22 protein-coding genes are annotated in these 23730 nt (G+C 63.6%); 12 read left to right on the forward strand and 10 right to left on the reverse strand.

The features are described from left to right. Positions 1-143: 143 nt before the first annotated feature. The 3 genes from gltX to G8E10_RS19515 form a co-directional block, all read right to left on the reverse strand. A complete protein-coding gene (gene gltX, locus G8E10_RS19505) occupies positions 144-1604 on the reverse strand; it encodes a glutamate--tRNA ligase (protein ID WP_167130388.1) in 1461 nt (486 codons plus the stop codon). 235 nt (positions 1605-1839) lie between these two features. Then, complete coding sequence (locus G8E10_RS19510) at positions 1840-2619, reverse strand: TerC family protein (protein WP_110730240.1); 780 nt, start codon at positions 2617-2619, stop codon at positions 1840-1842. 153 nt (positions 2620-2772) lie between these two features. Then, positions 2773-3417: a TetR/AcrR family transcriptional regulator gene (locus G8E10_RS19515; protein ID WP_132665264.1), complete on the reverse strand. Its 645-nt coding sequence runs from the start codon at positions 3415-3417 to the stop codon at positions 2773-2775. A gap of 232 nt (positions 3418-3649) precedes the next feature. Here G8E10_RS19515 and G8E10_RS19520 point away from each other — a divergent pair, with 232 nt between their 5' ends. From G8E10_RS19520 to G8E10_RS19570, 11 genes are all read left to right on the forward strand, one after another. After that, positions 3650-4864 (forward strand): HlyD family secretion protein, encoded by a 1215-nt coding sequence (locus G8E10_RS19520; RefSeq protein ID WP_167130389.1) that lies wholly within the window; start codon positions 3650-3652, stop codon positions 4862-4864. A gap of 127 nt (positions 4865-4991) precedes the next feature. Beyond that, positions 4992-6617 carry a DHA2 family efflux MFS transporter permease subunit gene (locus G8E10_RS19525; RefSeq protein WP_167130390.1) on the forward strand — a complete coding sequence of 542 codons (1626 nt, stop codon included), beginning with the start codon at positions 4992-4994 and terminating at the stop codon, positions 6615-6617. A 126-nt stretch (positions 6618-6743) separates the two neighbouring features. Beyond that, positions 6744-7820, forward strand: a complete 1077-nt coding sequence (locus G8E10_RS19530) for a LacI family DNA-binding transcriptional regulator (protein WP_167130391.1) — start codon at positions 6744-6746, stop codon at positions 7818-7820. A 9-nt stretch (positions 7821-7829) separates the two neighbouring features. Then, the gene (gene xylB / locus G8E10_RS19535) at positions 7830-9281 is read left to right on the forward strand and encodes a xylulokinase (protein WP_167130392.1); all 1452 of its coding nucleotides are present in this window, start codon (positions 7830-7832) and stop codon (positions 9279-9281) included. Between the two features lie 32 nt (positions 9282-9313). Beyond that, positions 9314-10621, forward strand: coding sequence for a xylose isomerase (gene xylA, locus G8E10_RS19540; RefSeq protein WP_167130393.1), 1308 nt, complete (start codon positions 9314-9316; stop codon positions 10619-10621). 329 nt (positions 10622-10950) lie between these two features. Continuing rightward, complete coding sequence (locus tag G8E10_RS19545; RefSeq protein ID WP_167130394.1) at positions 10951-12468, forward strand: sugar ABC transporter ATP-binding protein; 1518 nt, start codon at positions 10951-10953, stop codon at positions 12466-12468. An 11-nt stretch (positions 12469-12479) separates the two neighbouring features. Next, positions 12480-13484: an ABC transporter permease gene (locus G8E10_RS19550; protein WP_167130437.1), complete on the forward strand. Its 1005-nt coding sequence runs from the start codon at positions 12480-12482 to the stop codon at positions 13482-13484. Positions 13485-13551: 67 nt separating this feature from the next. After that, positions 13552-14508 carry a substrate-binding domain-containing protein gene (locus tag G8E10_RS19555; protein ID WP_110730233.1) on the forward strand — a complete coding sequence of 319 codons (957 nt, stop codon included), beginning with the start codon at positions 13552-13554 and terminating at the stop codon, positions 14506-14508. A gap of 236 nt (positions 14509-14744) precedes the next feature. Then, positions 14745-15797, forward strand: a complete 1053-nt coding sequence (locus tag G8E10_RS19560) for a sugar phosphate isomerase/epimerase family protein (RefSeq protein ID WP_167130395.1) — start codon at positions 14745-14747, stop codon at positions 15795-15797. Positions 15798-15836: 39 nt separating this feature from the next. Then, positions 15837-17021, forward strand: coding sequence for a Gfo/Idh/MocA family protein (locus G8E10_RS19565; protein WP_167130396.1), 1185 nt, complete (start codon positions 15837-15839; stop codon positions 17019-17021). 201 nt (positions 17022-17222) lie between these two features. Next, the gene (locus G8E10_RS19570; RefSeq protein WP_167130397.1) at positions 17223-18596 is read left to right on the forward strand and encodes a GH1 family beta-glucosidase; all 1374 of its coding nucleotides are present in this window, start codon (positions 17223-17225) and stop codon (positions 18594-18596) included. A 20-nt stretch (positions 18597-18616) separates the two neighbouring features. Here G8E10_RS19570 and G8E10_RS19575 read toward each other — a convergent pair whose 3' ends face one another. The 7 genes from G8E10_RS19575 to G8E10_RS19605 form a co-directional block, all read right to left on the reverse strand. Then, positions 18617-18817, reverse strand: coding sequence for a ribbon-helix-helix protein, CopG family (locus G8E10_RS19575; protein WP_132713868.1), 201 nt, complete (start codon positions 18815-18817; stop codon positions 18617-18619). Next, complete coding sequence (locus G8E10_RS19580) at positions 18814-19119, reverse strand: BrnT family toxin (RefSeq protein WP_132713866.1); 306 nt, start codon at positions 19117-19119, stop codon at positions 18814-18816. Before G8E10_RS19580 ends, G8E10_RS19575 begins: the two co-directional genes overlap by 4 nt. A gap of 18 nt (positions 19120-19137) precedes the next feature. Beyond that, positions 19138-20082, reverse strand: coding sequence for an oxygen-dependent tRNA uridine(34) hydroxylase TrhO (trhO, locus tag G8E10_RS19585; protein WP_132713865.1), 945 nt, complete (start codon positions 20080-20082; stop codon positions 19138-19140). A 62-nt stretch (positions 20083-20144) separates the two neighbouring features. Then, positions 20145-20516 carry a VOC family protein gene (locus tag G8E10_RS19590; protein WP_132665207.1) on the reverse strand — a complete coding sequence of 124 codons (372 nt, stop codon included), beginning with the start codon at positions 20514-20516 and terminating at the stop codon, positions 20145-20147. Between the two features lie 85 nt (positions 20517-20601). Continuing rightward, positions 20602-21294, reverse strand: a complete 693-nt coding sequence (locus G8E10_RS19595) for a helix-turn-helix transcriptional regulator (protein ID WP_167130398.1) — start codon at positions 21292-21294, stop codon at positions 20602-20604. A 63-nt stretch (positions 21295-21357) separates the two neighbouring features. Continuing rightward, complete coding sequence (locus G8E10_RS19600; RefSeq protein ID WP_167130399.1) at positions 21358-22257, reverse strand: CHAD domain-containing protein; 900 nt, start codon at positions 22255-22257, stop codon at positions 21358-21360. 49 nt (positions 22258-22306) lie between these two features. Further along, the gene (locus G8E10_RS19605; protein WP_167130400.1) at positions 22307-22798 is read right to left on the reverse strand and encodes a CYTH domain-containing protein; all 492 of its coding nucleotides are present in this window, start codon (positions 22796-22798) and stop codon (positions 22307-22309) included. A 185-nt stretch (positions 22799-22983) separates the two neighbouring features. Between G8E10_RS19605 and G8E10_RS19610 the strand changes: the two genes are divergently transcribed. Next, positions 22984-23622, forward strand: a complete 639-nt coding sequence (locus G8E10_RS19610; protein WP_167130401.1) for a 2-dehydro-3-deoxy-phosphogluconate aldolase — start codon at positions 22984-22986, stop codon at positions 23620-23622. The last annotated feature ends 108 nt before the right edge of the window (positions 23623-23730 follow it).

A 23730-nucleotide genomic window follows, 5' to 3' on the forward strand; every position in this document is an offset into this window, starting at 1 on the left:
GGTGGGTGTGGCTGCCCCTCACCCTAGCCCTCTCCCCGCAAGCGGGGAGAGGGGACGTGCCCGACGGCCGCTCGGAGTCCCTTCTCCCTCGCCAAGCGGGGAGAAGGTGCCAGCAGGCGGATGAGGGGCTGCCATCCCCAATATTATTTTCCTGCGTTCGCCGCCATCGCTGCAACCACCTGGCCCGCGACCTTCAGGCGCTGGCGCACGACGGAGCGGCCGAGGATGGCCATGCTGTCGAAAAGGGGCAGCGAGCGCGACGAGCCGGAGATGGCGATGAACAGTGGTGCGAGCACGACCTTCAGCTTCTTGCCCATGCGGTCGGAACTGGCGCGCAGTTCGGCTTCCACCGATTCCGCGTTCCACTCGATGATGGTTTCGAGATCAGGCTGGACCGTTTTGAAAATTTCGACCAGCTCTTCCGGCGCAGTCTTCACCTTAGCGAAGGACGACGCGTCGAGGCCGAGATCGGCCTTCAGCAGGAAGCCGGCGAGATCGGGCAGATCGCCGAGCTTGGAGATGCGCGACTGGGAGAGGCGCAAGCCTTCCTTGATCCGGTCGTTCTCCATGGCCCAGGCCAGCACGCGGCCGACGAACTCTTCTTCTGAAAGACCTTCGCGCAGCCAGCGGCCGTTCAGCCAGTCGAGCTTCTGGACGTCGAAGATCGCGCCCGCTTTCGACAGGTTTTCCGGATCGAAGTGCTGGGTCAGCTGCGCCATGGTCAACATCTCCTCGCCTTCGGCGATCTGGATGAAGAACAGGCCGAGGAAGTTCATCAGCGCTTCCGGCAGGTAGCCGAGCGCGGAATAGTAGGAGATCGACGTTGGGTTCTTGCGCTTGGAGAGCTTCGACTTGTCGGCATTGCGCATCAGCGAGAGATGCATGAACACCGGCGGCTCGAGGCCGAGATAGCGGTAGAGGAGGATGTGCTTGGGAACCGAGGACAGCCATTCCTCGCCGCGCGCCACATGGGTAATGCGCATCAGGTGGTCGTCCACGACGTTTGCCATGTGATAGGTCGGCATGCCGTCGGCCTTGAGCAGGACCTGCATGTCGACGGCATCCCACGGAATTTCGACCGGGCCGTAGACGCCGTCGACGAAGGAGCAGACGCCTTCCGTCGGGATCTTCATCCGCACGACGTGGGGCTCGCCGCTTTCCACGCGGCGCGTCACTTCCTCGGCGCTCAGGTGCAGGCAGAGGCCGTCATATTTCGGCGGCTTGCCAGCGGCGCGCTGCGCTTCGCGCATTTCGGTGAGGCGCTCTGACGTGCAGAAACAGCGGAAGCCGTGGCCGGCATCGACGATCTTCTCGACATAGGGCTTGTAGATATCTTTGCGGTCGGACTGGCGATAGGGGCCGTAGGGGCCGCCGATATCGGGGCCTTCCGACCATTCGAGCCCGCACCATTTCAGCGCGTCGAGCACCTTGGTCTCGAACTCCGGCGTCGAGCGCGTCGCGTCCGTGTCTTCGATCCGCAGGATGAAGGTGCCGTTGTTCTTTTTGGCGAAGAGATAGTTGAACAGCGCGATATAGGCCGTGCCGACATGCGGCTCGCCGGTGGGGGAGGGAGCGATGCGCACCCGGACTGGTGTGTCTGTCATGATCTCGGCCTGTTGGCGTGCTGCTGGCGTTTCCGGGCAAGCGCCGCCGCACCGGCCCAGGCCCTCGAAGGCGGAGACGCGCGGCCACGCGCCTTGCGAGGGGCGGCCGGGCGTCTTCAATCGCGGGCGTGAGACCATATTCCCCGGCGCGCGTCAAGGCGGAGGCGGTGCGCGGCAGGTCTTGGCATAGAGGATAAGGGCCCGGCATGGCGGCCGGGCCCTTTCGATCAGGCGATCAATGCTGCGTCGGCGTCACGCCGCCGTTTGCGGCGCGCTCCCGCTCGCGCTTGCGGCGCGTGAACATGTTGAGCGCCTCGACGCCGGCCGAAAAGGCCATGGCGGCATAGATGTAGCCCTTGGGGACGTGGACGCCGAAGCCTTCGACGATCAGCGTGCCACCGATCATCAGCAGGAAGGCGAGGGCCAGCATGACGATGGTCGGATTCTTCTCGATGAAGTTGGCCAGCGGCGTTGCGGCCAGCAGCATCACCGTGACGGCGGTGATGACGGCGATGAACATGATCGGCACGTGCGGCGTCATGCCGACGGCGGTGATGATGCTGTCGATCGAGAAGACAAGGTCGAGGATCAGGATCTGGCCGATCGCCGCGCCGAAGGTCATCTTCACGACGTTCTTGCCGGCGCCGACGAGGTCTTCCTTGTGGTCCTGGACGTCGACCGAATGGTGGATTTCCTTCGTGGCCTTCCAGACCAGGAAGATACCACCGGCGATCAGGATCAGGTCCTTGCCGGAGAAGCCCATGCCGGCGATCGTGAACAGGTCGGAATCGAGCTTGACGATCCACGCGATGGCGAAGAGCAAGCCGAGGCGCATGATGAGAGCCAGGCCGATACCGATCTTGCGGGCCCTGTCGCGGTGCTCCGGGGGCAGCTTGTTCGTCAGGATGGAGATAAAGATCAGGTTGTCGATGCCGAGCACGACTTCCATGACGACGAGCGTGATAAGCGCAATCCAGGCGGCTGGGTCTTGCATGAGCAGCAGGAATTCCTGCATCGGGGCGGGTCCTTCTTCGATAGGAGTGGCCTCTTTGAGAGGCTGATACGGGATGCCTGCGGCGTGCAGGCGTCAACGTTCCCCATGTAAAGGCAAATCGCCACACGACAAGTCGCCTGGCGTGCGCCAAACCCGTACCGAAGTCACATTACTTCACGTTTTCGCGATATAGAACTTTAGAAACATCGCGATGGCCGAGCGAACCGTCCGGTCGATTTCGTCCGCGTCCGGCGGAACAGGCAGCCAGCCGAACAGACGGCGCTTGAAAAGGCCGGGCATGCAGAGCTCGATGAACTGCCGCGCGGCGAGATCCGTATCCTCGATCTCCAGCAGCCCATCGGCGATCTTGCTTTCGAGATAGGTCTTCAAGATCGAGTAGCCGTTTTCCGGCGAGGCCGAGAAGAAGCGCTGGCAGAGGGCCGGCATGCGCTCGCTGACGCTCAGCGCCATCTTCATGCCGCGCACGGTCTTGTCCGAGCATATATGGGTGACGAACGTTACGCCGAAATCATGCAGGACGGCATCGACAGGCCCGTGATTGCTCTGCAGCACGTGCTTCATGCTAGCAACCACCTTGGCACGCTCGCGCTCGATCATGGCCGCGAACAGGTCCTCCTTGCCGCCGAAGTAAACGTAGATCGTGCCCTTGGAGACCCCGGCCTCGCGGGTGATGTCGTTCATGCTGGCGGCATCGAAGCCCACGGCCATGAAGACGCGCTTGGCGCCGTCGATGATCTGGTCACGTTTGACCGGATCCTCGCCCGCCACCCGTCGGCCGCCCGTCCCGGCATCTGCCATGGACGCGCCGGGCTGCAACGCTTCGGCGACGGGAGCATCGGCCTTGACGGTTATCGTTGGGGCATCGGCTGGCTGCAGCGCAGGCATCGCATTCTCCCATCATGAACTTTTCGAACCGAGCGGTTCGATTTCGCTTGATATGCGGGATGGACTTGCCTATGTCAAATCGAACTGAGCGGTTCAGTTTGCTTTTCTTACTATTTTCTCGCGCCAATTTTCGGGGACGTCGACCATGGCAGGTTCCAGCAAGACATCGGCAGCGCATGTACGGCCGGTGGGTGAGGATTTCGACACGGCGGATGGTGCGCCCACGGCCCGTGCCGATGATGTGCCTGCCGCCGTTGCGCCCATCGCCGCACCCGCTCCCGATGCACAGGCAAAACAGCCGAAGCGCCGCCGTCTGGTCGTGCCGATCATCGGGCTTGCCGTTCTCGGGGCTGCGGGCTGGTTCGGCTATGAGTGGTGGACCAATGGCCGCTTCATGATCTCGACCGACGATGCCTATATCGAAGGTGACCTGACGTCGATCGCCCCGAAGGTCTCCGGCTATGTCGAGACGGTGAACGTCGTCGCCAACCAGCGGGTGAAGGCGGGCGATCCGCTCGTCACGCTCGACAATGGCGACTACCGGATCGCCGCCGATCAGGCGCAGGCCCAGATCGAAACCGAAAAACTGTCTCTTGCGCGATTCGATGCGCAGATCGCCGGTGCGCAGGCGAGCCTGCTGCAGGCCCGGGCGCAGAAGACCGCCTTGGAAGCGACCGTGCGCGGGGCCGAAATCACGCAGAAGCGTGCCAGTGACCTCCAGTCGAAGGCCGTGGGTTCGGTCGCTTCCCTCGATAGCGCCAATGTGTCGCTGGACCAGGCGCGGGCCAACGTGCTCGCAGCCGATGCGACGATCGCGGCCGCTGCCGCCAACGTCTCGGTGCTGCAAGCCCAGCGCGCCGAGGCCGAAAGTACGATCCGCTCGCTGGAACTGTCGCGCGACAAGGCTGAGCGGGATCTCGCATTTACGGTCCTCAAAGCCCCTTACGACGGCGTCGTCGGCAATCTCGCGGTTCAGGACGGGGATCTCGTCTCCGCCGGCCAGCGCCTTGCGGCCCTCGTGCCCGTGAACAAGCTCTATATCGATGCGAACTTCAAGGAGACGCAGATCGCCGGTCTCGTGCCGGGCTCCAAGGTGAAGGTGCATGTGGACGCCTATGACGACAAGCCGATCGAGGCGACCGTCGAGTCCATCGCGCCGGCCTCCGGTTCCGTCTTCTCGCTGCTGCCGCCGGAAAATGCGACGGGCAATTTTACCAAGGTCATCCAGCGCGTGCCGGTGCGCATCGCCCTGCCGCAGGACGTGCTCGACAGCGGGCGCCTGCAGGCCGGCCTGAGCGTCGTCGTGGATGTGGACACGCGCACCGCGCCGCAGACGACCGACACGGCCGCCGCGCGGTAACACCTCGTTTCTCCTTCTTCCCGGGCGACAGCGGCTCCGCCCTGCCGCCCGGGACGACATTTTCTGACGATATCGAGCGTTCTGCGGGCCTTTCGACAGGCGGCGGCGTTCGCACGGGAGCAACCCTATGGCTGCGAGTGCAACTGCGACCGCCGGCGGGCGGCCTGGCGCGATGACGGCGGGCTCCGGCTCCGGCGCCAGGGCCGGCGCGGAAGAGAAGATGGACCCGCGCCGGCTGATCGCGTTCTTCGCGATGGTGGTGGGCATGTTCATGTCGATCCTCGACATCCAGATCGTCTCCGCATCGCTTGCCGAAATCCAGGCCGGGATCTCTGCCGGTTCCGATGAGATCGGCTGGGTGCAGACGGCCTATCTCATCGCCGAAGTCATCATGATCCCGCTTTCGGGTACGCTCGCGCGTATCGTCTCCACCCGCGTGCTCTTTGCCTGCTCGGCGGCCGGCTTCACCGTTGCCAGTGCGCTTGCAGCAACCGCCACGAACATCGACCAGATGATCATCTACCGCGCGCTGCAAGGCTTCATTGGCGGTGGCATGATCCCCTCCGTCTTCGCCGCGGCCTTCACCATCTTCCCGCCCTCCAAGCGCAACATCGTCTCACCGATCATCGGTCTCATCGCGACGCTGGCGCCCACCATCGGGCCGACCGTTGGCGGCTATCTCAGCCATGCCTTTTCCTGGCACTGGCTGTTCCTCGTCAACATTCCCCCGGGGATCGTGGTGGCAATCGTCACCTGGAACTACATCGACTTCGACAAGCCGGAGCTTAGCCTCATCAAGAAGTTCGACTGGTGGGGGCTTCTCTCCATGGGCGTCTTTCTCGGCTGCCTCGAATATGTGCTGGAGGAGGGCAATACGAACGACTGGTTCAGCGACGGTCATATCCTCTTGGGCGCCGTTGCCTGCGTCGTCGCGGCCGTGATCTTCTTCTACCGAGTGTTCACGGTCGATTTCCCGGTGGTGGATCTGCGCGCTTTCTCCAATCGGAACTTCGCCTTCGGCTCCCTCTTCTCCTTCATCATGGGTATCGGGCTCTACGGGCTCACCTATCTCTACCCGCTCTATCTCGGGCAGATCCGGCATTATGATTCGCTGATGATCGGCGAGACCATGTTCGTCTCGGGCGTCGCCATGTTCTGCACGGCGCCGATCGCCGGCATTCTCTCGGGCAAATTCGACCCGCGCGTGCTGATGGTCATCGGCTTCGCCTCGTTCTCCAGCGGCACCTACATCATGACCAACATCACCACCGACTGGGATTTCTACGAGCTTCTGGTGCCTCAGATCCTGCGCGGATTCGGCATGATGATGTGCATGGTGCCGATCAACAACGTGGCGCTGGGCACGCTGCCGCCCGACAGGATCCGCGGCGCGTCCGGCGTGTTCAACCTCACCCGAAATCTCGGTGGCGCGGTGGGGCTTGCGGCGATCAACACGATTCTCACGCGACGGCAGGACGTGCATTACGCCCAGCTTTCCGAGCATGTGACCTGGAGCAATCCGGAGGCGATGGAGCAGTTGAAACAGATCGCCGGGAACTACAACGCCCACGGCATGGACGGCGCGACGATCGCCATGAAGCAGCTTGCCGGCATCGTCCAGCGGCAGGCGTCCATCCTGTCGTTCGCCGATATCTTCGTGCTGCTGACAGGCCTGTTCGGTGCCCTGATCTTCTGCGTCCTCGTGATCCAGAAGCCGAAGCCGGTGGCGCCCAGTGCCGGCGGCGGGCACTGACAGAAAGCTAGTCCTGGTGATCGACGCCGGCATTCATGCCGGCGTTTTTCGTTTCGATGATACTCCCTGAAAATTTCTGATTTACGTACATCAAGAATTCCTCTAGACCTCGTTTCCGGAGGAGCCATGCGACCGACCGTTCACGATATCGCTGCAGAAGCGGGCGTCAGCCTGGCCACGGTCGACCGGGTCCTGAACCGGCGGCCGGGCGTGAAGGCGGCGACGCGCATGCGGGTCGAGGCTGCCATCGCAGCCATCGGGTTCGTCCGCGACATGGCGGCCGCGAACCTTGCCAAGAGCCGGGTCTACCCCTTCACCTTCATTCTTCCCGCCGGTGACAACTCGTTCATGCGCGGGCTGGAACAGCATGTGCGCGACGCCATGGCGCGGCCTTCCGCCGACCGTGTGGCGATCTCGCTGGTCATCGTTCCCCCGTTCGACGGTGCAGCCGTTGCCCGTGCGCTCGATGCGGCGATCTCCAACGAGCCGGCGGGCATCGCCGTCGTGGCGGTGGATGCGCCCGACGTGGTGGACGCTGCGCGTCGCGTGCAGGCGTCCGGTATTCCCTTAGTAACGCTGGTGTCCGACCTCGGTCCTTCCTGCCGCGATCATTTCGCCGGCATCGACAATCACGCGGCGGGGCGCACGGCCGGCAGCCTGATGCGCCGCTTCGTCGGGCAGGAGCGCGCCACCATTGCCGTGCTCGCCGGCTCGATGCTGGTGCGCGACCATCGCGACAGGCTCGACGGGTTCCGCGCCGCGCTGTCCGATACCTGCCGCGTGCTGCCGGTGCTCGAGGGGCAGGACGATCCGGCAGCGACGGAGCGGCTGATCGCCAATCTTCTGGCGCGGCATCCGGATGTCGCGGGCATCTACAGTCTCGGCGCGGGCAATCGCGGCCTGATCGCGGCCCTGCAACGTCATGACCGGCCGCGCCCCCGCGCCGTCATCGCGCATGAACTCACGCCCCATACGCGCGCTGCGCTCGAAGGCGACCTGATCGATGCCGTGCTCAACCAGGATGCAGGCCATGAGGTGCGCAGCGCCATCCGCGTTCTCAAGGCCAAGGCCGACGGCATTCCCGCGGTGGAGGCGCAGGAGCGCATCCGTATCGATATCTTTCTCAAGGACAACCTGCCGTTCGCAGACGATGCGGACGGCATGTCCCTTCGCCCATCCGGCGCCGCAAGTGGCGCAAACTAGGAGCATTCCATGTATCTCGGCATCGATCTCGGCACGTCCGGCGTCAAGGCGCTGCTTATCGACGGCGAGCAGCGCATTATCGGTTCGGCGACCGGCGCCTGCGACGTGCTGCGCCAGCATCCCGGCTGGTCCGAGCAGGACCCGGCCGACTGGGTCCGCGCCACGCAGGAGGCGATCGCCGGCCTGAAGGCATCGCATCCGACCGAGCTTGCCGCCGTGCGCGGCATCGGCCTGTCCGGGCATATGCATGGCGCGACGCTGCTCGATGAGAGCGACAGCGTGCTGCGCCCCTGCATTCTCTGGAACGACACGCGGTCCCATGCCGAGGCCGCAGCGCTCGACGCCGATCCGCAGTTTCGCGCCATCACCGGCAATATCGTGTTCCCCGGCTTCACAGCGCCGAAGCTCGCCTGGGTGGCGAAGAACGAGCCGGACGTGTTTGCCAAGGTGCGCTGGGTGCTGCTGCCGAAGGACTATCTGCGTCTCTGGCTGACGGGCGAGCACATGTCGGAGATGTCGGATTCCGCCGGCACGTCCTGGCTCGATACGGGCAAGCGCGCCTGGTCGGAAAGCCTGCTGGCGGCAACGGGTCTCAGCGAACGGCAAATGCCGTCTCTGGTCGAGGGAACGGCGCCTGCCGGCACGCTGAAGTCGGATCTTGCGGCCGGCTGGGGCATGGGTGCCGGGGTCGTGGTGGCTGGCGGTGCCGGCGACAATGCGGCGTCTGCCTGCGGCATGGGCACGATCGGCGAGGGGCAGGCTTTCGTTTCGCTCGGCACGTCGGGCGTGCTCTTTGCGGCGAATGCGCGCTATTTGCCCAATCCGGAAAGTGCCGTTCACGCCTTCTGCCACGCGCTTCCCGACACATGGCACCAGATGGGCGTCATCCTGTCGGCCACCGATGCGCTGAACTGGCATGCCGGCGTCACCGGCCGCAGCGCCTCCGAGCTGACACAGGAGCTGGGCGATACGCTGCAGGCGCCGACCGGCGTCACCTTTCTTCCCTACCTCTCGGGCGAGCGGACGCCGCACAACGACGCGACCATCCGCGGCGCCTTTATCGGCCTTGGCCATGAGAGCGGCCGGGCGGTGCTGACGCAGGCGGTGCTGGAAGGCGTGTCCTTCGCCATCCGCGACAGCCTTGAGGCCTTGAAGATTGCGGGGACGCAGCTGCACCGAATGACCGCGATCGGCGGCGGATCGCGGTCCGCCTATTGGCTGTCGTCAATCGCGACCGCGCTCGACCTGCCGGTCGACGTGCCGGCCGATGGCGACTTCGGTGCGGCCTTCGGGGCTGCCCGTCTCGGCCTTGTCGCTGCCACCGGTGCCGACCCGCTTTCCGTCTTCACGCCGCCGAAGACCGCCCACACGGTGGAGCCGGTCGCTTCGCTGCGCGAGGCCTATGAGGACGCCTATCAGCGCTATGGCCGGCTCTATCCCGCCATCCGCGCCGCCTACTGATCCCGAACACAGACACCACTGGAGGAGACATCATGAGCACCGGTTATTTCAAGGACATCCAGAAGATCCGCTTCGAAGGGCCTGACAGCACCAACCCACTGGCCTTCCGCCATTACGACCCGAACGAGGTGGTCATGGGCAAGCGGATGGAAGAGCATCTGCGTTTTGCGGTTGCTTATTGGCACACCTTCGTCTGGCCGGGCGGCGATCCCTTCGGCGGACAGACCTTCGAGCGCCCTTGGTTCGAGGACAGCATGAAGGCGGCGAAGCTGAAGGCCGACGTCGCGTTCGAATTCTTCGACCTGCTGGGCGTGCCTTATTACTGCTTCCACGATGCGGACGTGCGGCCGGAAGGCAAGAGTTTCGCCGAGAACACGAAGAACCTGAACGAGATCGTCGATTACTTCGCCGGCAAACAGCAGGAGACGGGCGTTAAGCTGCTCTGGGGCACCGCGAACCTCTTTTCGCATCGGCGCTATATGTCGGGTGCAGCCACCAATCCGGATCCTGATGTGTTCGCCTTCGCGGCTGCGACGGTGAAGACCTGCATGGACGCGACCGTCAAGCTCGGCGGCGAGAACTATGTGCTCTGGGGCGGGCGCGAAGGATACGAGACGCTGCTCAACACCAACCTGAAGCAGGAACTCGACCAGCTCGGCCGCTTCGTCAACATGGTGGTGGAGTACAAGCATAAGATCGGCTTCAAGGGCGCGATCCTGATCGAGCCGAAGCCGCAGGAACCGACCAAGCACCAGTACGACTACGACGTCGCAACCGTCTACGGCTTCCTGAAGTCCTACGGGCTCGAGAATGAAGTCAAACTCAACATCGAGCAGGGGCATGCCATCCTGGCCGGTCACTCCTTCGAACACGAGCTGGCGCTCGCCAATGCGCTCGGCCTGTTTGGCTCGATCGACATGAACCGCAACGACTACCAGTCCGGCTGGGATACCGACCAGTTCCCCAACAACGTCCCGGAAATGGCGCTCGCCTACTATCAGGTTCTGGCCGGCGGCGGCTTTACCACCGGCGGCACCAATTTCGACGCCAAGCTGCGCCGGCAGTCGCTGGATGCCGAAGATCTTCTCATCGGTCACATCGGCGGCATGGATTGCTGCGCTCGCGGCCTGAAGGCTGCGGCGAAGATGGTCGAGGACAAGGCGCTGTCCGGTCCGCTGGACGCGCGTTATGCAGGCTGGAGCACGGAAGATGGCCGCAAGCGCCTGACATCCATGTCGCTCGAGGACCTTGCCGCGCATGTGGAAGCGACCGACCTCAATCCGCAGCCTCGCTCCGGCCGTCAGGAATATCTGGAGAACGTGGTCAACCGCTACGTCTAGGCGATCGAGACATGATCCATATCCGGCGCGTTCGTGGAAGCGAACGCGCCGGATATGCTTTCCGCGCGCTGCAAACCCTATTTTTCAGGGTAATCGTACTTTAACAATGTCTTAGGGAGGGTTGAACACCTCTCCGTGATCAGGCAGACAAAGCTGCTTTACGTACCTCATCAATTGCGCTAGCTTCGATTTCGGAGGAGATTCAGCGTGATTTCGACAGCACCTTTTGGCGCTTGCGACGGACACCCGTCAGCGCGCCGATCTGTATTTCTACGCTTGCATTGCGCACCTCGCGTTTCGTCTGGGGCGTTCGCGATGCGGAGCGTTGCATGAACACCGCTTCGCCCCTGCTGCAAACGAGCGGACTGTCCAAGACGTTCGGCATCGTCGAGGTGCTGAAGGGTATCGACCTCACGATCGAGGCCGGCAAGGTACACGCGATCATTGGCGAGAACGGCGCCGGCAAATCGACGCTGATGAAGTTGATCGCCGGCAATCTTCCGCCGACGCGGGGAGAGATCCTGATCGACGGCCAGCCGGTTACGCTGTCGGGGCCTGTTGATGCGGAGGCGCGCGGCATCGTGCTGGTGCATCAGGAAATCCTGCTCGCGCCCGATCTCACCGTCGCCCAGAACATCTATCTCGGCCGCGAAATGGTCCGTGGCCTGACGCTTAATGACAATGCGATGAACGAGGGTGCGCGCGAGGCTGTCCATGCACTCGGAGCCCACATCGATCCGCGCACGGTCGTTGCCCGGCTGTCGATCGCGCAGCGCCAGCTCGTGCAGATCGCCCGCGTGCTGCTGGTGCCTCACCGGGTCGTCATCTTCGATGAGCCCACCGCATCCCTTACGCCGCACGAGACGGCGGCGCTTCTTCAGCTGATACGGCACATCCGCGACCGTGGCGTCGCCGTGCTCTACATTTCGCACCGCCTGCCGGAGGTCAAAGACATCGCTGATACGGTGACTGTGCTGCGCGATGGCCGCACCGTCGCCACGCACGCGGCCTCCACCTTGCAGCCCGCCGACATGGCGCGGCTGATGGTCGGGCGCGACGTCGCCAAGCTCTATCCGGATCGTGTATCCGTCGCGTCCCGCGAGGCGGTGCTGGAGGTTTCCGGCCTGTCCGTGCCCGGCTATGCGACGAATGCCAGCTTCAGGCTCGGCAAAGGGGAGATCCTCGGCTTTGCAGGTCTCGTCGGCGCGGGGCGGACGGAGCTGATGGAGGGTCTGGTCGGTCTTCGCCCGGCGCATGGCACAATCATGCTGCACGGGCGCCCGGTCCAGTTTCGCGATGTGCATGCCAGCCTCAAGGCCGGCATCGTCTATCTCTCGGAGGACCGCAAGGGCAAGGGGCTGCTGCTTTCCAAGGATCTGCGCGTCAACCTCACGCTCGCATCGCTCGGTCGTTTCGTGCGCGGGTTTCAGGTGGATCGCAAGAAGGAACACGCGGCGCTCGATACGGCGATTAAGGATTTCGATATCCGAACCGGCCGCAAGGACCTTTTGGCCGGGCAGTTATCGGGCGGCAACCAGCAGAAGCTGCTGATCGCCAAGATGATGTTGCTCGACCCGCAGATCGTCATCATCGACGAGCCGACACGCGGCATCGATATCGGCACCAAGGAACAGATCTATGCCTTTATCGCCCGCCTGGCCCAGGAGGGCCGGTCCATCATCGTCGTCTCCTCGGAGATGCCGGAGCTGATCGGCATCTGCGACCGGATCGTCGTCATGCGGTCGGGGCGCATCGTCGGCGAGGTCGCGGGCGAGCGGATGACGGAAGACGATATCGTCGTGCTGGCCACGGGGGTGTCCGGGGGCGTTTCTGGGGAGGCCGCGTGACGCGGGGGACAATGACCAATATCACGGCAGACGGCGCAAAGCCGGCACGATCCATTCGCAATATCGACCTCGGGGCCGTCGCGCCCTTCATCGCGCTGGCGCTGCTGTTGGTGCTCGGCGCCTTCGCGCATCCGAATTTCCTCAGCATCGACAACCTGACCAATGTGCTGGCGCGCAGCGCCTTCATCGCGGTCATCGCCGTCGGCGCCACCTTCGTCATTTCGTCCGGCGGGCTCGATCTCTCCGTGGGGGCCATAGTCGCCTTCGTCGCGAGCGTGATGATCCTGTTTTTGAACAGCGGTGCGGCGGGCAGTCCCGGCATGACGCTTCTGGCGGGGGTCGGCATCGCCGTTCTTGTGGGGGCGGCCTGCGGGCTCGCCAACGGGCTGGTGACCACCGTCGGCCGCATCGAGCCGTTCATCGCGACGCTCGGCGCCATGGGCATCTATCGCGGGTTGACGACATGGCTCTCGCAGGGCGGCGCCATCACGTTGCGCGATCCGGCCGTCCAGTCGCTTTACCGGCCGGCCTATTTCGGCACTATCCTCGGCGTTCCCGTGCCGATCGTCGTGATCTTCGTCACGGCGGCCATCGGTGCTTTCGTGCTTTATCGCACGCGCTACGGACGGCATGTCGTCGCGGTCGGTTCCGATGAAGATGTCGCGCGCTATTCCGGCATCAAGGTCAACCGCGTCCGTACCATTGCCTATATCATCCAGGGGCTCTGCGTCGCCATTGCGGTTCTCATCTACGTGCCCCGGCTCGGATCGACATCGGCGACCACGGGCATTCTCTGGGAGTTGCAGGCGATCACCGCTGTGGTGGTCGGTGGCACGGCGCTGCGTGGCGGCGTCGGGCGCATCTGGGGGACGATCTGCGGCGCGTTCATTCTGGAGATCGTCGGCAACATCATGCTCCTGTCGAACGTGGTCAGCGAGTATCTGCTGAGCGCGATCCAGGGCGCCATCATCATCATCGCCATGCTGGTCCAGAGGTTCCTGATCAGGCGGCCATGAACGGGATAAGGGTTTGCGAGCGCCCGGGCCAATGCCCAGAAGCCCGCATCATCGGGAGGAGAGAAACATGAAAAAACGTATTCTGGGACTGGCATTCGTTATGGCGCTGGCAGGCACGGCCCTGTCATCTGGTGCCTTCGCGCAGGAGACGAAGACGATCGGCGTGTCGATCCCTGCCGCCGACCACGGCTGGACGTCCGGCGTGGTGTTCCATGCCGAGCGCGTGGCGAAGCTTCTGATGGCCGAACATCCCGGCCTCAACGTCATCGTCAAGACATCGCCGGACGCTGCCAATCAGGCAAACGCCGTGCAGGACCTCAACACGCAGGGCATCGACGCGCTCGTCATCCTGCCGTCCGATCCGGATCCGCTGGTCAACGCCATCCGGGAAGTCAAGGACAAGGGCAAGTTCGTGACCATCGTCGACCGCGCACCGAGCGTCAATGACGACACGATCCGCGATCTCTACGTGGCCGGCAACAACCCCGCGCTCGGCGAAGTCGCCGGCAAGTACATCGCGGGCAAGACGCCGGACGCCGAAGTGGTCATCATCCGCGGCCTGCCGATCCCGATCGACCAGCAGCGTCAGGACGGGTTCGACAAGGGCATTGCCGGCTCCAACGTCAAGGTGCTCGACCGTCAGTTCGGCAACTGGAACCGCGACGATGCCTTCAAGGTCATGCAGGACTTCCTGACCAAGTACCAGAAGATCGATGTGGTCTGGTGCCAGGACGACGATATGGCTGTGGGTGTGCTGCAGGCCATCGAACAGTCCGGCCGCAAGGACATCCAGTATGTGGTGGCCGGTGCCGGCTCCAAGGACATGATCAAGAAGGTCATGGACGGCGACAAGATGATCCCGGTCGACGTTCTCTATCCCCCGGCCATGGTCGGCACGGCGATGGAACTGACGGCGTCCGCGCTCTACGATCAGGTCCCGGTCAGCGGCACCTATACGCTGGATGCGACGCTGGTGACCAAGGAGAATGCCGAGAAGTTCTACTTCCCGGATTCGCCGTTCTGATCAGCGATCGAGGGCCGCCTGCGGACATCCCGCAGGCGGCTTTTTCATGCCTTGAGCGGACGAAACGTCGCGCTGTCTATGGCCGGAACGGGTTGCGCCCATATGTCAGAGTGATACCGTACCGCTCGGCTGCAACGTTGCAGGCGGGCGTGATCGTAAAGAGGATGGCAGGCCGAAAGGTCTGCTCGACAGGATCGCTGCGCTGCGGCCGATCGACAGGATGGAGGAGTTGTAAGATGAAGACGATCAAGGGGCCGGGCTTGTTTCTGGCGCAGTTTGCGGGCGATGAGGCCCCGTTCAATTCCTTCGATGCCATCACGAAATGGGCGGCCGATATCGGCTACAAGGGCGTGCAGGTACCCACATGGGATGCGCGCCTCATCGACCTGAGACAAGCTGCGGAGTCCAAGGGCTATTGCGACGAGCTGGCAGGCCAGGCGCGCGACAACGGCGTCGTCATCACCGAGTTGTCCACCCATCTTCAAGGCCAGCTGGTCGCCGTGCACCCGGCCTATGACGAGGGCTTCGACGGGTTTGCAGCACCGGAGGTGCGGGGCAATCCGAAGGCGCGTCAGGAATGGGCCGTCGATCAGGTGAAGCTCGCGCTGACCGCGTCGAAGCACCTCGGCCTGAACGCGATGGCGAGCTTCTCGGGCGCGCTTGCCTGGCCCTATCTCTACCCGTGGCCACAGCGTCCGGCAGGGCTGGTGGAAACCGCCTTCGACGAACTGGCGAAACGCTGGAAGCCGATCCTCGACCATGCCGAGGATTGCGGCGTCGACATATGCTATGAGATCCATCCCGGCGAAGACCTGCATGATGGCATCACCTACGAGATGTTTCTGGAGCGCACCGGCAACCATGCCCGCGCCTGCATGCTCTACGATCCTTCGCACTACATCCTGCAATGCCTCGACTATCTCGACAATATCGACATCTACAAGGACCGCATCCGGATGTTCCACGTCAAGGACGCGGAGTTCAATCCGACCGGCCGGCAGGGCGTCTATGGCGGGTTTCAGAGCTGGGTGAACCGGGCCGGCCGCTTCCGGTCGCTGGGCGATGGGCAGGTGGATTTTGGCGCGGTGTTCTCCAAAATGACGGCGAACGATTTCGACGGCTGGGCCGTGGTCGAGTGGGAATGCGCGCTGAAGCATCCGGAGGATGGCGCTCGGGAAGGGGCCGAGTTCGTCAAACACCACATCATCCGCGTGACGGAAAAGGCGTTTGACGATTTCGCCACTGGGGGAACGGATGAAGCTGCCAATCGGCGCATGCTCGGCATCTGACGACACCGCGTTTACGCGACATGAAAACGGAGAACAGGAATGGCCATCGAAGGTAAGGTAGCGGAGGCGCGGCAGCCGCGCATCCGGCTCGGAATGGTGGGCGGCGGGCAGGGTGCTTTCATCGGCGCGGTGCACCGCATGGCAGCGCGTCTCGACGACCAGTTCACGCTGGTCGCAGGCGCTTTGTCCTCGACGCCCGAAAAGGCGCAGGCCTCGGGCCTCGAACTCGGACTCGATCCGGCCCGCACCTATGCCGATTATCGGCAGATGGCGATCCGCGAGGCGAAGCTAAAGGACGGCATCGAGGCTGTGGCGATCGTCACGCCGAACCATGTGCATTACGAGGCGGCGCGGGAGTTTCTGAAGCGCGGCATCCACGTCATCTGCGACAAGCCGCTGACCTCGACACTTGGCGACGCCCGCAAGCTGAAGGCGCTGGCGGACGAGAGCGAGGCCCTGTTCATCCTCACCCACAACTACACCGGCTATCCCATGGTGCGGCAGGCGCGGGCCATGGTCGCGAAGGGCGATATCGGCACGGTGCGGCTCGTCCAGGTGGAATATCCGCAGGATTGGCTGACGGATGCGGTCGAAAAATCCGGCTCCAAGCAGGCGGAATGGCGCACGGACCCGGCGCGTTCCGGCGCGGGTGGCTCGACCGGCGATATCGGCACGCATGCCTATAATCTCGGTGCCTTCGTTTCCGGATTGGAGCTCGAGGAGCTCGCAGCCGATCTCGACAGCTTCGTGGAGGGTCGTGCACTCGATGACAACGCCCATGTCATGATGCGTTTCAAGGAGAAGGACGGCGTGCGCGCCAAGGGTCTGCTCTGGTGCAGTCAGGTGGCGCCGGGCCACGAGAACGGGCTGCAGGTGCGCGTCTACGGCACCAAGGGCGGGCTTGAATGGACGCAGAAGGACCCGAACTATCTCTGGTACACCCCCTTCGGCCAGCCGAAACAGCTCCTGACCCGCATGGGTGCCGGCGCGCTTGAGGAGGCCAACCGGGTTTCCCGCATTCCCTCCGGCCACCCCGAGGGGTACCTCGAAGGCTTTGCGACGATCTATGCCGAGGCTGCCCGCGCCATCCAGGCGAAGCGCTCGGGCAGTAAGGTCGATCCGGCCGTCACCTATCCCACGATCGATGATGGCATGAAGGGCATGCTGTTCGTGGATGCCTGCGTGCGGTCATCGAAGCGGAACGGGGCCTGGGTCTCGGTCTGACGCTCCACACGTTTGCAGATTATCGCCACCGGATGTTCCACGTCCGGTGGCTTTTTCGTGTGTTCTTCACGTCTCCGGTCATCCGCCGTTCATGTTCGCGTGGATAGTCTTCACAGCTCGCCGAGGTTTACGGCTCTGGCTTTCCCTGCGCGGCAGCGGTATGGGCGTCGGCCGAGACGACGATTGAAGAGGACACGAGTGATGACCGATCCCAAGACGCTGGCTGCGCGCTTTCCCGGAGATTTCCTGTTCGGGGTGGCCACGGCCTCCTTTCAGATCGAAGGCGCGTCGAAGGCGGACGGGCGCAAGCCGTCGATCTGGGATGCGTTTTCCAACATGCCGGGCCGCGTCTTCGGCCGGCACAATGGCGATGTCGCCTGCGACCATTACAATCGCCTTGAGGACGATCTCGACCTGATCGCGAGCCTCGGCGTGCAGGCCTATCGCTTCTCCATCGCCTGGCCGCGCATCATTCCCGATGGCACCGGGCCGGTGAACGAGGCCGGTCTCGATTTCTACGACCGGCTGGTGGATGGGCTGAAGGCGCGCAATATCAAGGCGTTCGCGACGCTCTATCACTGGGACCTGCCGCTGACGCTCGCGGGAGACGGCGGCTGGACCGCGCGCTCCACGGCGTTTGCCTTCCAGCGCTATGCCCGCACCGTCATCGCCCGTCTCGGCGACCGGCTGGATGCGGTTGCGACCTTCAACGAGCCCTGGTGCTCGGTCTGGCTCAGCCATCTCTACGGTATCCACGCGCCGGGCGAAAAGAACATGGAGGCGGCGCTGCATGCGATGCACGTCACCAATCTCGCCCACGGTCTCGGCGTTGCCGCCGTGCGCGAAGAGCGGGCGAACCTGCCGGTCGGCATCGTCATCAATCCCATGCATGTCTATGCCGGTAGCGACAGCGAGGCCGACAAGGCGGCGGCCGAACGGGCGTTCGATTTCCACAATGGCGTGTTCTTCGGCCCGATCTTCAAGGGCGCCTATCCCGACAGCGTGCTCGAGGCGCTCGGCTCGCGCATGCCGGAGGTCGAGGCCGGCGATATGGCCGTGATCAGCCAGAAGCTCGATTGGTGGGGCGTGAACTACTACACGCCTATGCGCGTCAGCGATGATGCGACCGAGGGTGCAGAGTTTCCGGCCACCAAGCCGGCACCCTTCGTCAACGAGGCAAAGACCGATATCGGCTGGGAAATCTTCCCGCAGGCGCTCGGCGATCTCATCCGCACGGTCAACGAACGCTACGATCTGCCGGATTGCTACATCACCGAGAACGGCGCCTGCTACAATATGGGCGTCGAAAACGGCGAGGTGAACGACCAGCTGCGGCTCGATTATATCGCCGAGCATCTCGCTGTCACGGCCGACCTGATCGCCGAGGGCTATCCGATGAAGGGCTATTTCGCCTGGAGCCTGATGGACAATTTCGAATGGGCGGAGGGCTACCGCATGCGCTTCGGCATCGTCCATGTCGATTACGAGACCCAGGTCCGCACCATCAAGAAGAGCGGTCTCTGGTATCGGGATCTCGCAAGGGCGTTTCCGAAAGGAAATCACGCCGCGGGTTGAGGCGAAAAAGCGGCCGGTGTTCAGCCGGTACGCTGCATTTCGTCAAGATCCCGCTTCAGGAGCCGGTTTGCCAGATCACTGAGGGATACACCCTGCCGTCCGGCTTCCTGCGATAGAGCATGGAGGACATCGTCGTCGAGATGCACGGGGAGCACGAGGCTGGCACCCCGGCGGTAGAATTTTCCGCGCTCGGCATTCGAGAAGTCGTATTCTTCCTTCATGGTATGCTCCGATATTGCAAACGTTCGCGCGCCGTCGGTCGCCGTGCTGAAATCAGTCTAATCGAAATACGATCAGCTGCCAAATCCGTATAGGTATGGCAGACGACGATCAGATGGGATGATCGGGTCATGCCCATCGTGATCCATCTATCCTCGCTGTCGCTATGATGCTCGTCATACTGCGATAGCATAAGGGGATCGTCGAAAATGGTGAGCGCCTCGACGAACGAAACGCCGTGTTTTCGAAGATTGGTTTTTGCTTTGGCCGGGTTCCAATCGAACTCGAAACGGACTGCCGCCATACGCTCCCCCTTTCGGCCTCAGCTTCCCAAATGCTTCGATCCGCGCTTCTTCGCAAGCTCGATCTGGCGCTGTCGCTGCCGGTAGCGCTCGCGGTCCTCGTCGGTTCGCGTGTCATGACAGTGAACGCAGGCCACACCTTCCTCATGCACCGGTGAGGCGCGCTCTTCCAGCGTCAGCGGCTGGCGGCAGGCATGGCAGAGCGTGTGCTCGCCTTCGCCCAGCCCATGCGTCACAGACACGCGATCGTCGAAGACGAAGCAGGCGCCTTCCCACAGACTTTCCTGCGGCGGCGTTTCCTCCAGATATTTCAGGATGCCGCCCTTGAGGTGGTAGACCTCGTCGAAGCCCTGGCTCTTCATGAAGGCCGTCGCCTTCTCGCAGCGTATACCCCCGGTGCAGTACATGGCGATCTTCGGCTTGTTGTGCAGGCCGGTACTGTTCTTCACCCAGTCCGGAAATTCGCGGAACGTCTTCGTCTGCGGATCGAGTGCGCCGCGGAAGGTGCCGATCGCGGTCTCGTAATCGTTGCGCGTGTCGATCACGAGCGTTTCTGGGTCCGAGATCAGCGCGTTCCAGTCCTTCGGCTCCACATAGGTGCCGACGATCGTCAGGGGGTCGATATCCTCGACGCCCATGGTGACGATCTCCTTCTTGATCCGCACCTTCATGCGCAGGAAGGGCATGGCCACTGCGCGGCTTTCCTTGTGTTCCAGATCCTTGAATTCCGGCTGGGCGCGGAGGAAGGCGAGCACGGCGGCGATGCCGGCCTCCGTGCCCGCGATCGTTCCGTTGACGCCTTCCTGCGCCAGGAGCAGGGTGCCCTTCACCCCGTTCTCGTCGCAGACGGCCTGCAACGGATCGCGCAGATCCGCGAACCGGTGGAGCCGGGCGAAGTGGTAAAGGGCCGCCACCAGAAACGCGCCTTGGGCTTCCTGGAGCAGTGTCGTTGCGCTGTTCGTCATGGGCGGTGAAATACCGCGTTCGGCGCGCGCGCGCAATCACCCGGCTGCGCCGGACGAATGCCTTACCCCTGATGCGACGGGTGGAATGCGCGCAGGCGATGACCATCGGGGTCGGCGGCGGTAAAGGTGTAGCCGAAATCGGCCTCGACCGGGGCCTGCAGGATCGGCAAGCCTTGTGCCTTCCACCTGTCATGGCATTCGTTCACGGCCTCGGCGTTCTCCAGCACGAAGCAGAGTTCGGTGCTGCCGGGGGCGACGGCGACGGGTGGTTCGATCGTATGTTTCGACCAGAGGCCGAGCATGGTCGACGGGTTCATGCGAAAGAGGGCGAAGGTCTTTTGTGCTTCCAAAGCGGCGGTTCCGAGAATGCTCTCATAAAAGGCGGCGCTTGCCAGCGGATCGTTGACGACGAGAAGGATGTAGGTCGGTTGCATGGCTGTCTCCTGATGGGCCGGACTGTCCGGCAGATCGGGTTTAGGCCGTGCTCCTGTCAGTTTCTGTCAGCATGGGACACGCCTGTCAGAGATCGTGGACGATGCCGTTCTCGCGGCGCCATTCCGCCAGAAGCACCTCGCCGCGACGGGGGCAAATCTCCTGCGTCGGCGTGACGTCGATCATGCGGTCGATGCGGAAATGCCGAAACCCTTCCCGCAACTCGCACCAGGCGACGAGGATTCGCAGCCCTTCGAAATAGCCGAGAGCAACGGGCCAGATACGGCGCTGCGTTTCCTGTGCACGCTCGTCGCGATAGGCGATGTCGAGTTTCACGCCCGCCTTGATGGCATCGCGCAAGGCTGCGACATCCCGCTCGGGGCTTTCCTTACGGCGGGTGTTGGGGACGAGGAGGGCGGATGTCTCCAGCTCCCGCCGCAGGTCGCCGGGAAGAACGGCCGCGATCTTGGCGAGCGCGTGCGCCGCGGATTGCTTCAGGCGGTCGTCGGTATTGGCGCGGACCCAGCGGGCGCCGAGTACCAGCGCCTCGATCTCCTCGCTCGACAGCATGATCGGCGGCAGCAGGAAGCCGGGATTGAGCACGTAGCCGAGGCCCGGCGCGCCGGTGATGTCGGCACCTTGCGCCTGCAGCGTCGCGATATCGCGATAGAGCGTGCGCAGGCTGACGCCGGTTGCCTCCGCCAGGGCCACGCCGCTGACCGGCCGGCGGTGGGTGCGCAGGATCTGCAGAAGATCGAGAAGGCGGGCAGAGCGGGACATGGTGGAAAGGGATAGCCGGTGGCCACGCGCTTCTCAACAGGGATGGACCGTTTGTCCGCCGCCTCAGGCGGCAGCAAGCCAGAGGATGGCGATACGCTCGGCCTCCTTGCCGGCAACGTCGCCGAAGAGGGCATCGCCGTCGGCGAGCGCGTGACGCTCTTCGGCGCGCATTTCGAGGCCGATGGCATGGCGCAGGATGGCGATGTCCTGCGGCGGCAAAAGCTCGGGTTCGCGGGCGAGCGTGTCACCCAGGACAGCGAGATCGTGGATGAAACCGAGGCGGTCGATCAGCGCCTTGACTTGCCGCTCGCGCGCCAGAATGATGCCGGGCCAGGCCGCCTGCAGCAGGAGATGATAGAAACGATAGTCCTGCGTGCGCTTGCGCAGCGTATGGAAATGCTCCGGCGTCGGCTGCTGGTGGCTGGCGGCAAGGGCAAGCTGGGCACGCTCCACCGTCTTGCGCCATGCCGCGGCCAGCATGTAGGCCGTCGGGCGGACGCCGTTGGCGAAGCTGCGCTTTCCCACAGCAGCCTTGGCATCGCGCAGTTCGGCGATCATCGCATCGATTGTCGCGTCGAGATCGCTCTCCGCGGTCACCACCCAGCCCTTGCGAACACGCAGCGCCTCGACCGCGCGCTCGGCTGCGGCCCGCTCTTCATCAGAGAGGCGCTCTGACAGGATCGTCGCGGTGTCGATCAATGCGGTCGCATCCCGGAGATCGGCCACGGTGCGCGAAGCGTCCCGCAGGCGGGCATTTTCGCTTTTGTAGAACTTGCGCGCCTCGGGTGCGGCAAGCCGGTAGAGTGCGCGCGTGCGTTTCAGGCAGCGGCGCGCGACATGGATGGCCTCGGAGGTTCCCTCCGGGCGCAGTTCCAGTGCCGAGATGGCCTTGTCGAGTTCTCGCCCTGCGATGCGCTGGAATTCGTCGGTGAAGCGTTTCGCGGGTTTCAGTCTGTAGGCCATGATCGTTCCTGTCTGTCTGCCCCGATGCCGCCGGCGGCGGCTTCGTCTCTCAGCGTCCGTCCGGCGAGATGTCCGGGCGCTGCTTGTCATCTCGCGTCGCCAGCGCAAAGTTCGAATAGCGCCGGTCGTCCGTGACCTCCTGGCCGATCCAGTCCGGCAAAACAGGGTCGTCGTTTTCGGTGCGCATTTCGACCTCGGCAACGATCAGCCCGGCATAGGGTTCCTCGAACACGTCCACTTCCCAGACATGCGTCTCGCCCTGCACGCGGTAGCGCGTCTTGGCAATGACGGTGCCGATGGCAGATGCGATCAGTTCCTCGCCGTCACCGAGCGGCACCTCGTACTCGAATTCGTCCCGTGTCAGCATGCCCGTGCCGATCTTGATGGTCAGGCGGGCGCTCTCGCCATCGATCAGGCGAATGCGGACGGTGCGGTCGTCCATGGCGGCGAGATAGCCCTGGCGCATGGTGGCGCCCGGTCCGGCCTCCGCCCGCCAGCTTTCATGCTTCACAAGGAACTTCCGTTCGATTTCCTTGGCCATCCCGTTCCTCGCGCAATGTCTTGATAACCGTGTCCTTGTCACAAAACCAACGTAATTCAGAAAATGCGAAAGTCCACCATGTCACCCCTGCGATACCGCCGCATAAGGGCACGGAGGCATCTCGACATTGGCGGATGCGGGCGGTATTGCGAAGGAAGATTCAATCGATTGAGGAGTGAAGCCGCATGATCGAGAAAACCGAACGCCTTCTGTCCGTCCTCAAACTGCAGCCGGTCGTGCCGGTGCTCATCATCGAAGACTTGGCGACGGCCGTGCCGCTCGCCCGGGCATTGGTGGCCGGCGGCCTGAAGGCGATTGAGATCACCCTGCGCACGCCGGTAGCCCTCGCCGCCATCGAGGCGGTCGCCAAGGAGGTCGAAGGTGCCGTGACCGGTGCCGGCACCATCCTCAACCCCGAGCACTATGCCGCTGCCGTCGAGGCCGGCGCACAGTTCATCGTCAGCCCGGGAACGACGCCCGACCTGCTGGATGCCGCCGACGATCACGAAGCGTCGTTCCTGCCGGGCGCTTCGACCGCCAGCGAGGCGATGATCCTGCGGGCAGAAGGCTACGAGGTCATGAAGTTCTTCCCGGCCGAGCAGGCAGGCGGCGCGGCTTTCCTCAAAGCCCTGTCCTCGCCGCTCGCCGGCACGCTGTTCTGCCCGACCGGCGGCATCTCGCTGAAGAACGCGATGGACTACCTCTCGCTGTCCAACGTCATCTGCGTCGGTGGCTCTTGGGTCGCGCCTAGGGAACTGGTGGCGGCCGGCGACTGGGCGGGCATCACAAAGCTGGCATCGGAAGCCTGCGCACTGACCGCCTGAGGCTACTGCTTGAAGATGGAGCCTGCCGGAAACGCTTGTTCGATCAGCATCTTAGCTGGCTGATCGATGCAATGTCTGCCGGCAGGATATCGCTCGACCGTCCGGGCC

Source organism: Ferranicluibacter rubi (assembly GCF_011603255.1).
In the GTDB taxonomy this organism is placed as follows: domain Bacteria; phylum Pseudomonadota; class Alphaproteobacteria; order Rhizobiales; family Rhizobiaceae; genus Ferranicluibacter; species Ferranicluibacter rubi.

Excerpts from the sequence above, each read along its gene's own strand:
- gltX (WP_167130388.1), bottom strand. The coding sequence starts at position 1,604 with ATGACAGACACACCAGTCCGGGTGCGCATCGCTCCCTCCCCCACCGGC.
- G8E10_RS19510 (WP_110730240.1), bottom strand. The coding sequence starts at position 2,619 with ATGCAGGAATTCCTGCTGCTCATGCAAGACCCAGCCGCCTGGATTGCG.
- G8E10_RS19515 (WP_132665264.1), bottom strand. The coding sequence starts at position 3,417 with ATGGCAGATGCCGGGACGGGCGGCCGACGGGTGGCGGGCGAGGATCCG.
- G8E10_RS19520 (WP_167130389.1), top strand. The coding sequence starts at position 3,650 with ATGGCAGGTTCCAGCAAGACATCGGCAGCGCATGTACGGCCGGTGGGT.
- G8E10_RS19525 (WP_167130390.1), top strand. The coding sequence starts at position 4,992 with ATGGCTGCGAGTGCAACTGCGACCGCCGGCGGGCGGCCTGGCGCGATG.
- G8E10_RS19530 (WP_167130391.1), top strand. The coding sequence starts at position 6,744 with ATGCGACCGACCGTTCACGATATCGCTGCAGAAGCGGGCGTCAGCCTG.
- xylB (WP_167130392.1), top strand. The coding sequence starts at position 7,830 with ATGTATCTCGGCATCGATCTCGGCACGTCCGGCGTCAAGGCGCTGCTT.
- xylA (WP_167130393.1), top strand. The coding sequence starts at position 9,314 with ATGAGCACCGGTTATTTCAAGGACATCCAGAAGATCCGCTTCGAAGGG.
- G8E10_RS19545 (WP_167130394.1), top strand. The coding sequence starts at position 10,951 with ATGAACACCGCTTCGCCCCTGCTGCAAACGAGCGGACTGTCCAAGACG.
- G8E10_RS19550 (WP_167130437.1), top strand. The coding sequence starts at position 12,480 with ATGACCAATATCACGGCAGACGGCGCAAAGCCGGCACGATCCATTCGC.
- G8E10_RS19555 (WP_110730233.1), top strand. The coding sequence starts at position 13,552 with ATGAAAAAACGTATTCTGGGACTGGCATTCGTTATGGCGCTGGCAGGC.
- G8E10_RS19560 (WP_167130395.1), top strand. The coding sequence starts at position 14,745 with ATGAAGACGATCAAGGGGCCGGGCTTGTTTCTGGCGCAGTTTGCGGGC.
- G8E10_RS19565 (WP_167130396.1), top strand. The coding sequence starts at position 15,837 with ATGGCCATCGAAGGTAAGGTAGCGGAGGCGCGGCAGCCGCGCATCCGG.
- G8E10_RS19570 (WP_167130397.1), top strand. The coding sequence starts at position 17,223 with ATGACCGATCCCAAGACGCTGGCTGCGCGCTTTCCCGGAGATTTCCTG.
- G8E10_RS19575 (WP_132713868.1), bottom strand. The coding sequence starts at position 18,817 with ATGAAGGAAGAATACGACTTCTCGAATGCCGAGCGCGGAAAATTCTAC.
- G8E10_RS19580 (WP_132713866.1), bottom strand. The coding sequence starts at position 19,119 with ATGGCGGCAGTCCGTTTCGAGTTCGATTGGAACCCGGCCAAAGCAAAA.
- trhO (WP_132713865.1), bottom strand. The coding sequence starts at position 20,082 with ATGACGAACAGCGCAACGACACTGCTCCAGGAAGCCCAAGGCGCGTTT.
- G8E10_RS19590 (WP_132665207.1), bottom strand. The coding sequence starts at position 20,516 with ATGCAACCGACCTACATCCTTCTCGTCGTCAACGATCCGCTGGCAAGC.
- G8E10_RS19595 (WP_167130398.1), bottom strand. The coding sequence starts at position 21,294 with ATGTCCCGCTCTGCCCGCCTTCTCGATCTTCTGCAGATCCTGCGCACC.
- G8E10_RS19600 (WP_167130399.1), bottom strand. The coding sequence starts at position 22,257 with ATGGCCTACAGACTGAAACCCGCGAAACGCTTCACCGACGAATTCCAG.
- G8E10_RS19605 (WP_167130400.1), bottom strand. The coding sequence starts at position 22,798 with ATGGCCAAGGAAATCGAACGGAAGTTCCTTGTGAAGCATGAAAGCTGG.
- G8E10_RS19610 (WP_167130401.1), top strand. The coding sequence starts at position 22,984 with ATGATCGAGAAAACCGAACGCCTTCTGTCCGTCCTCAAACTGCAGCCG.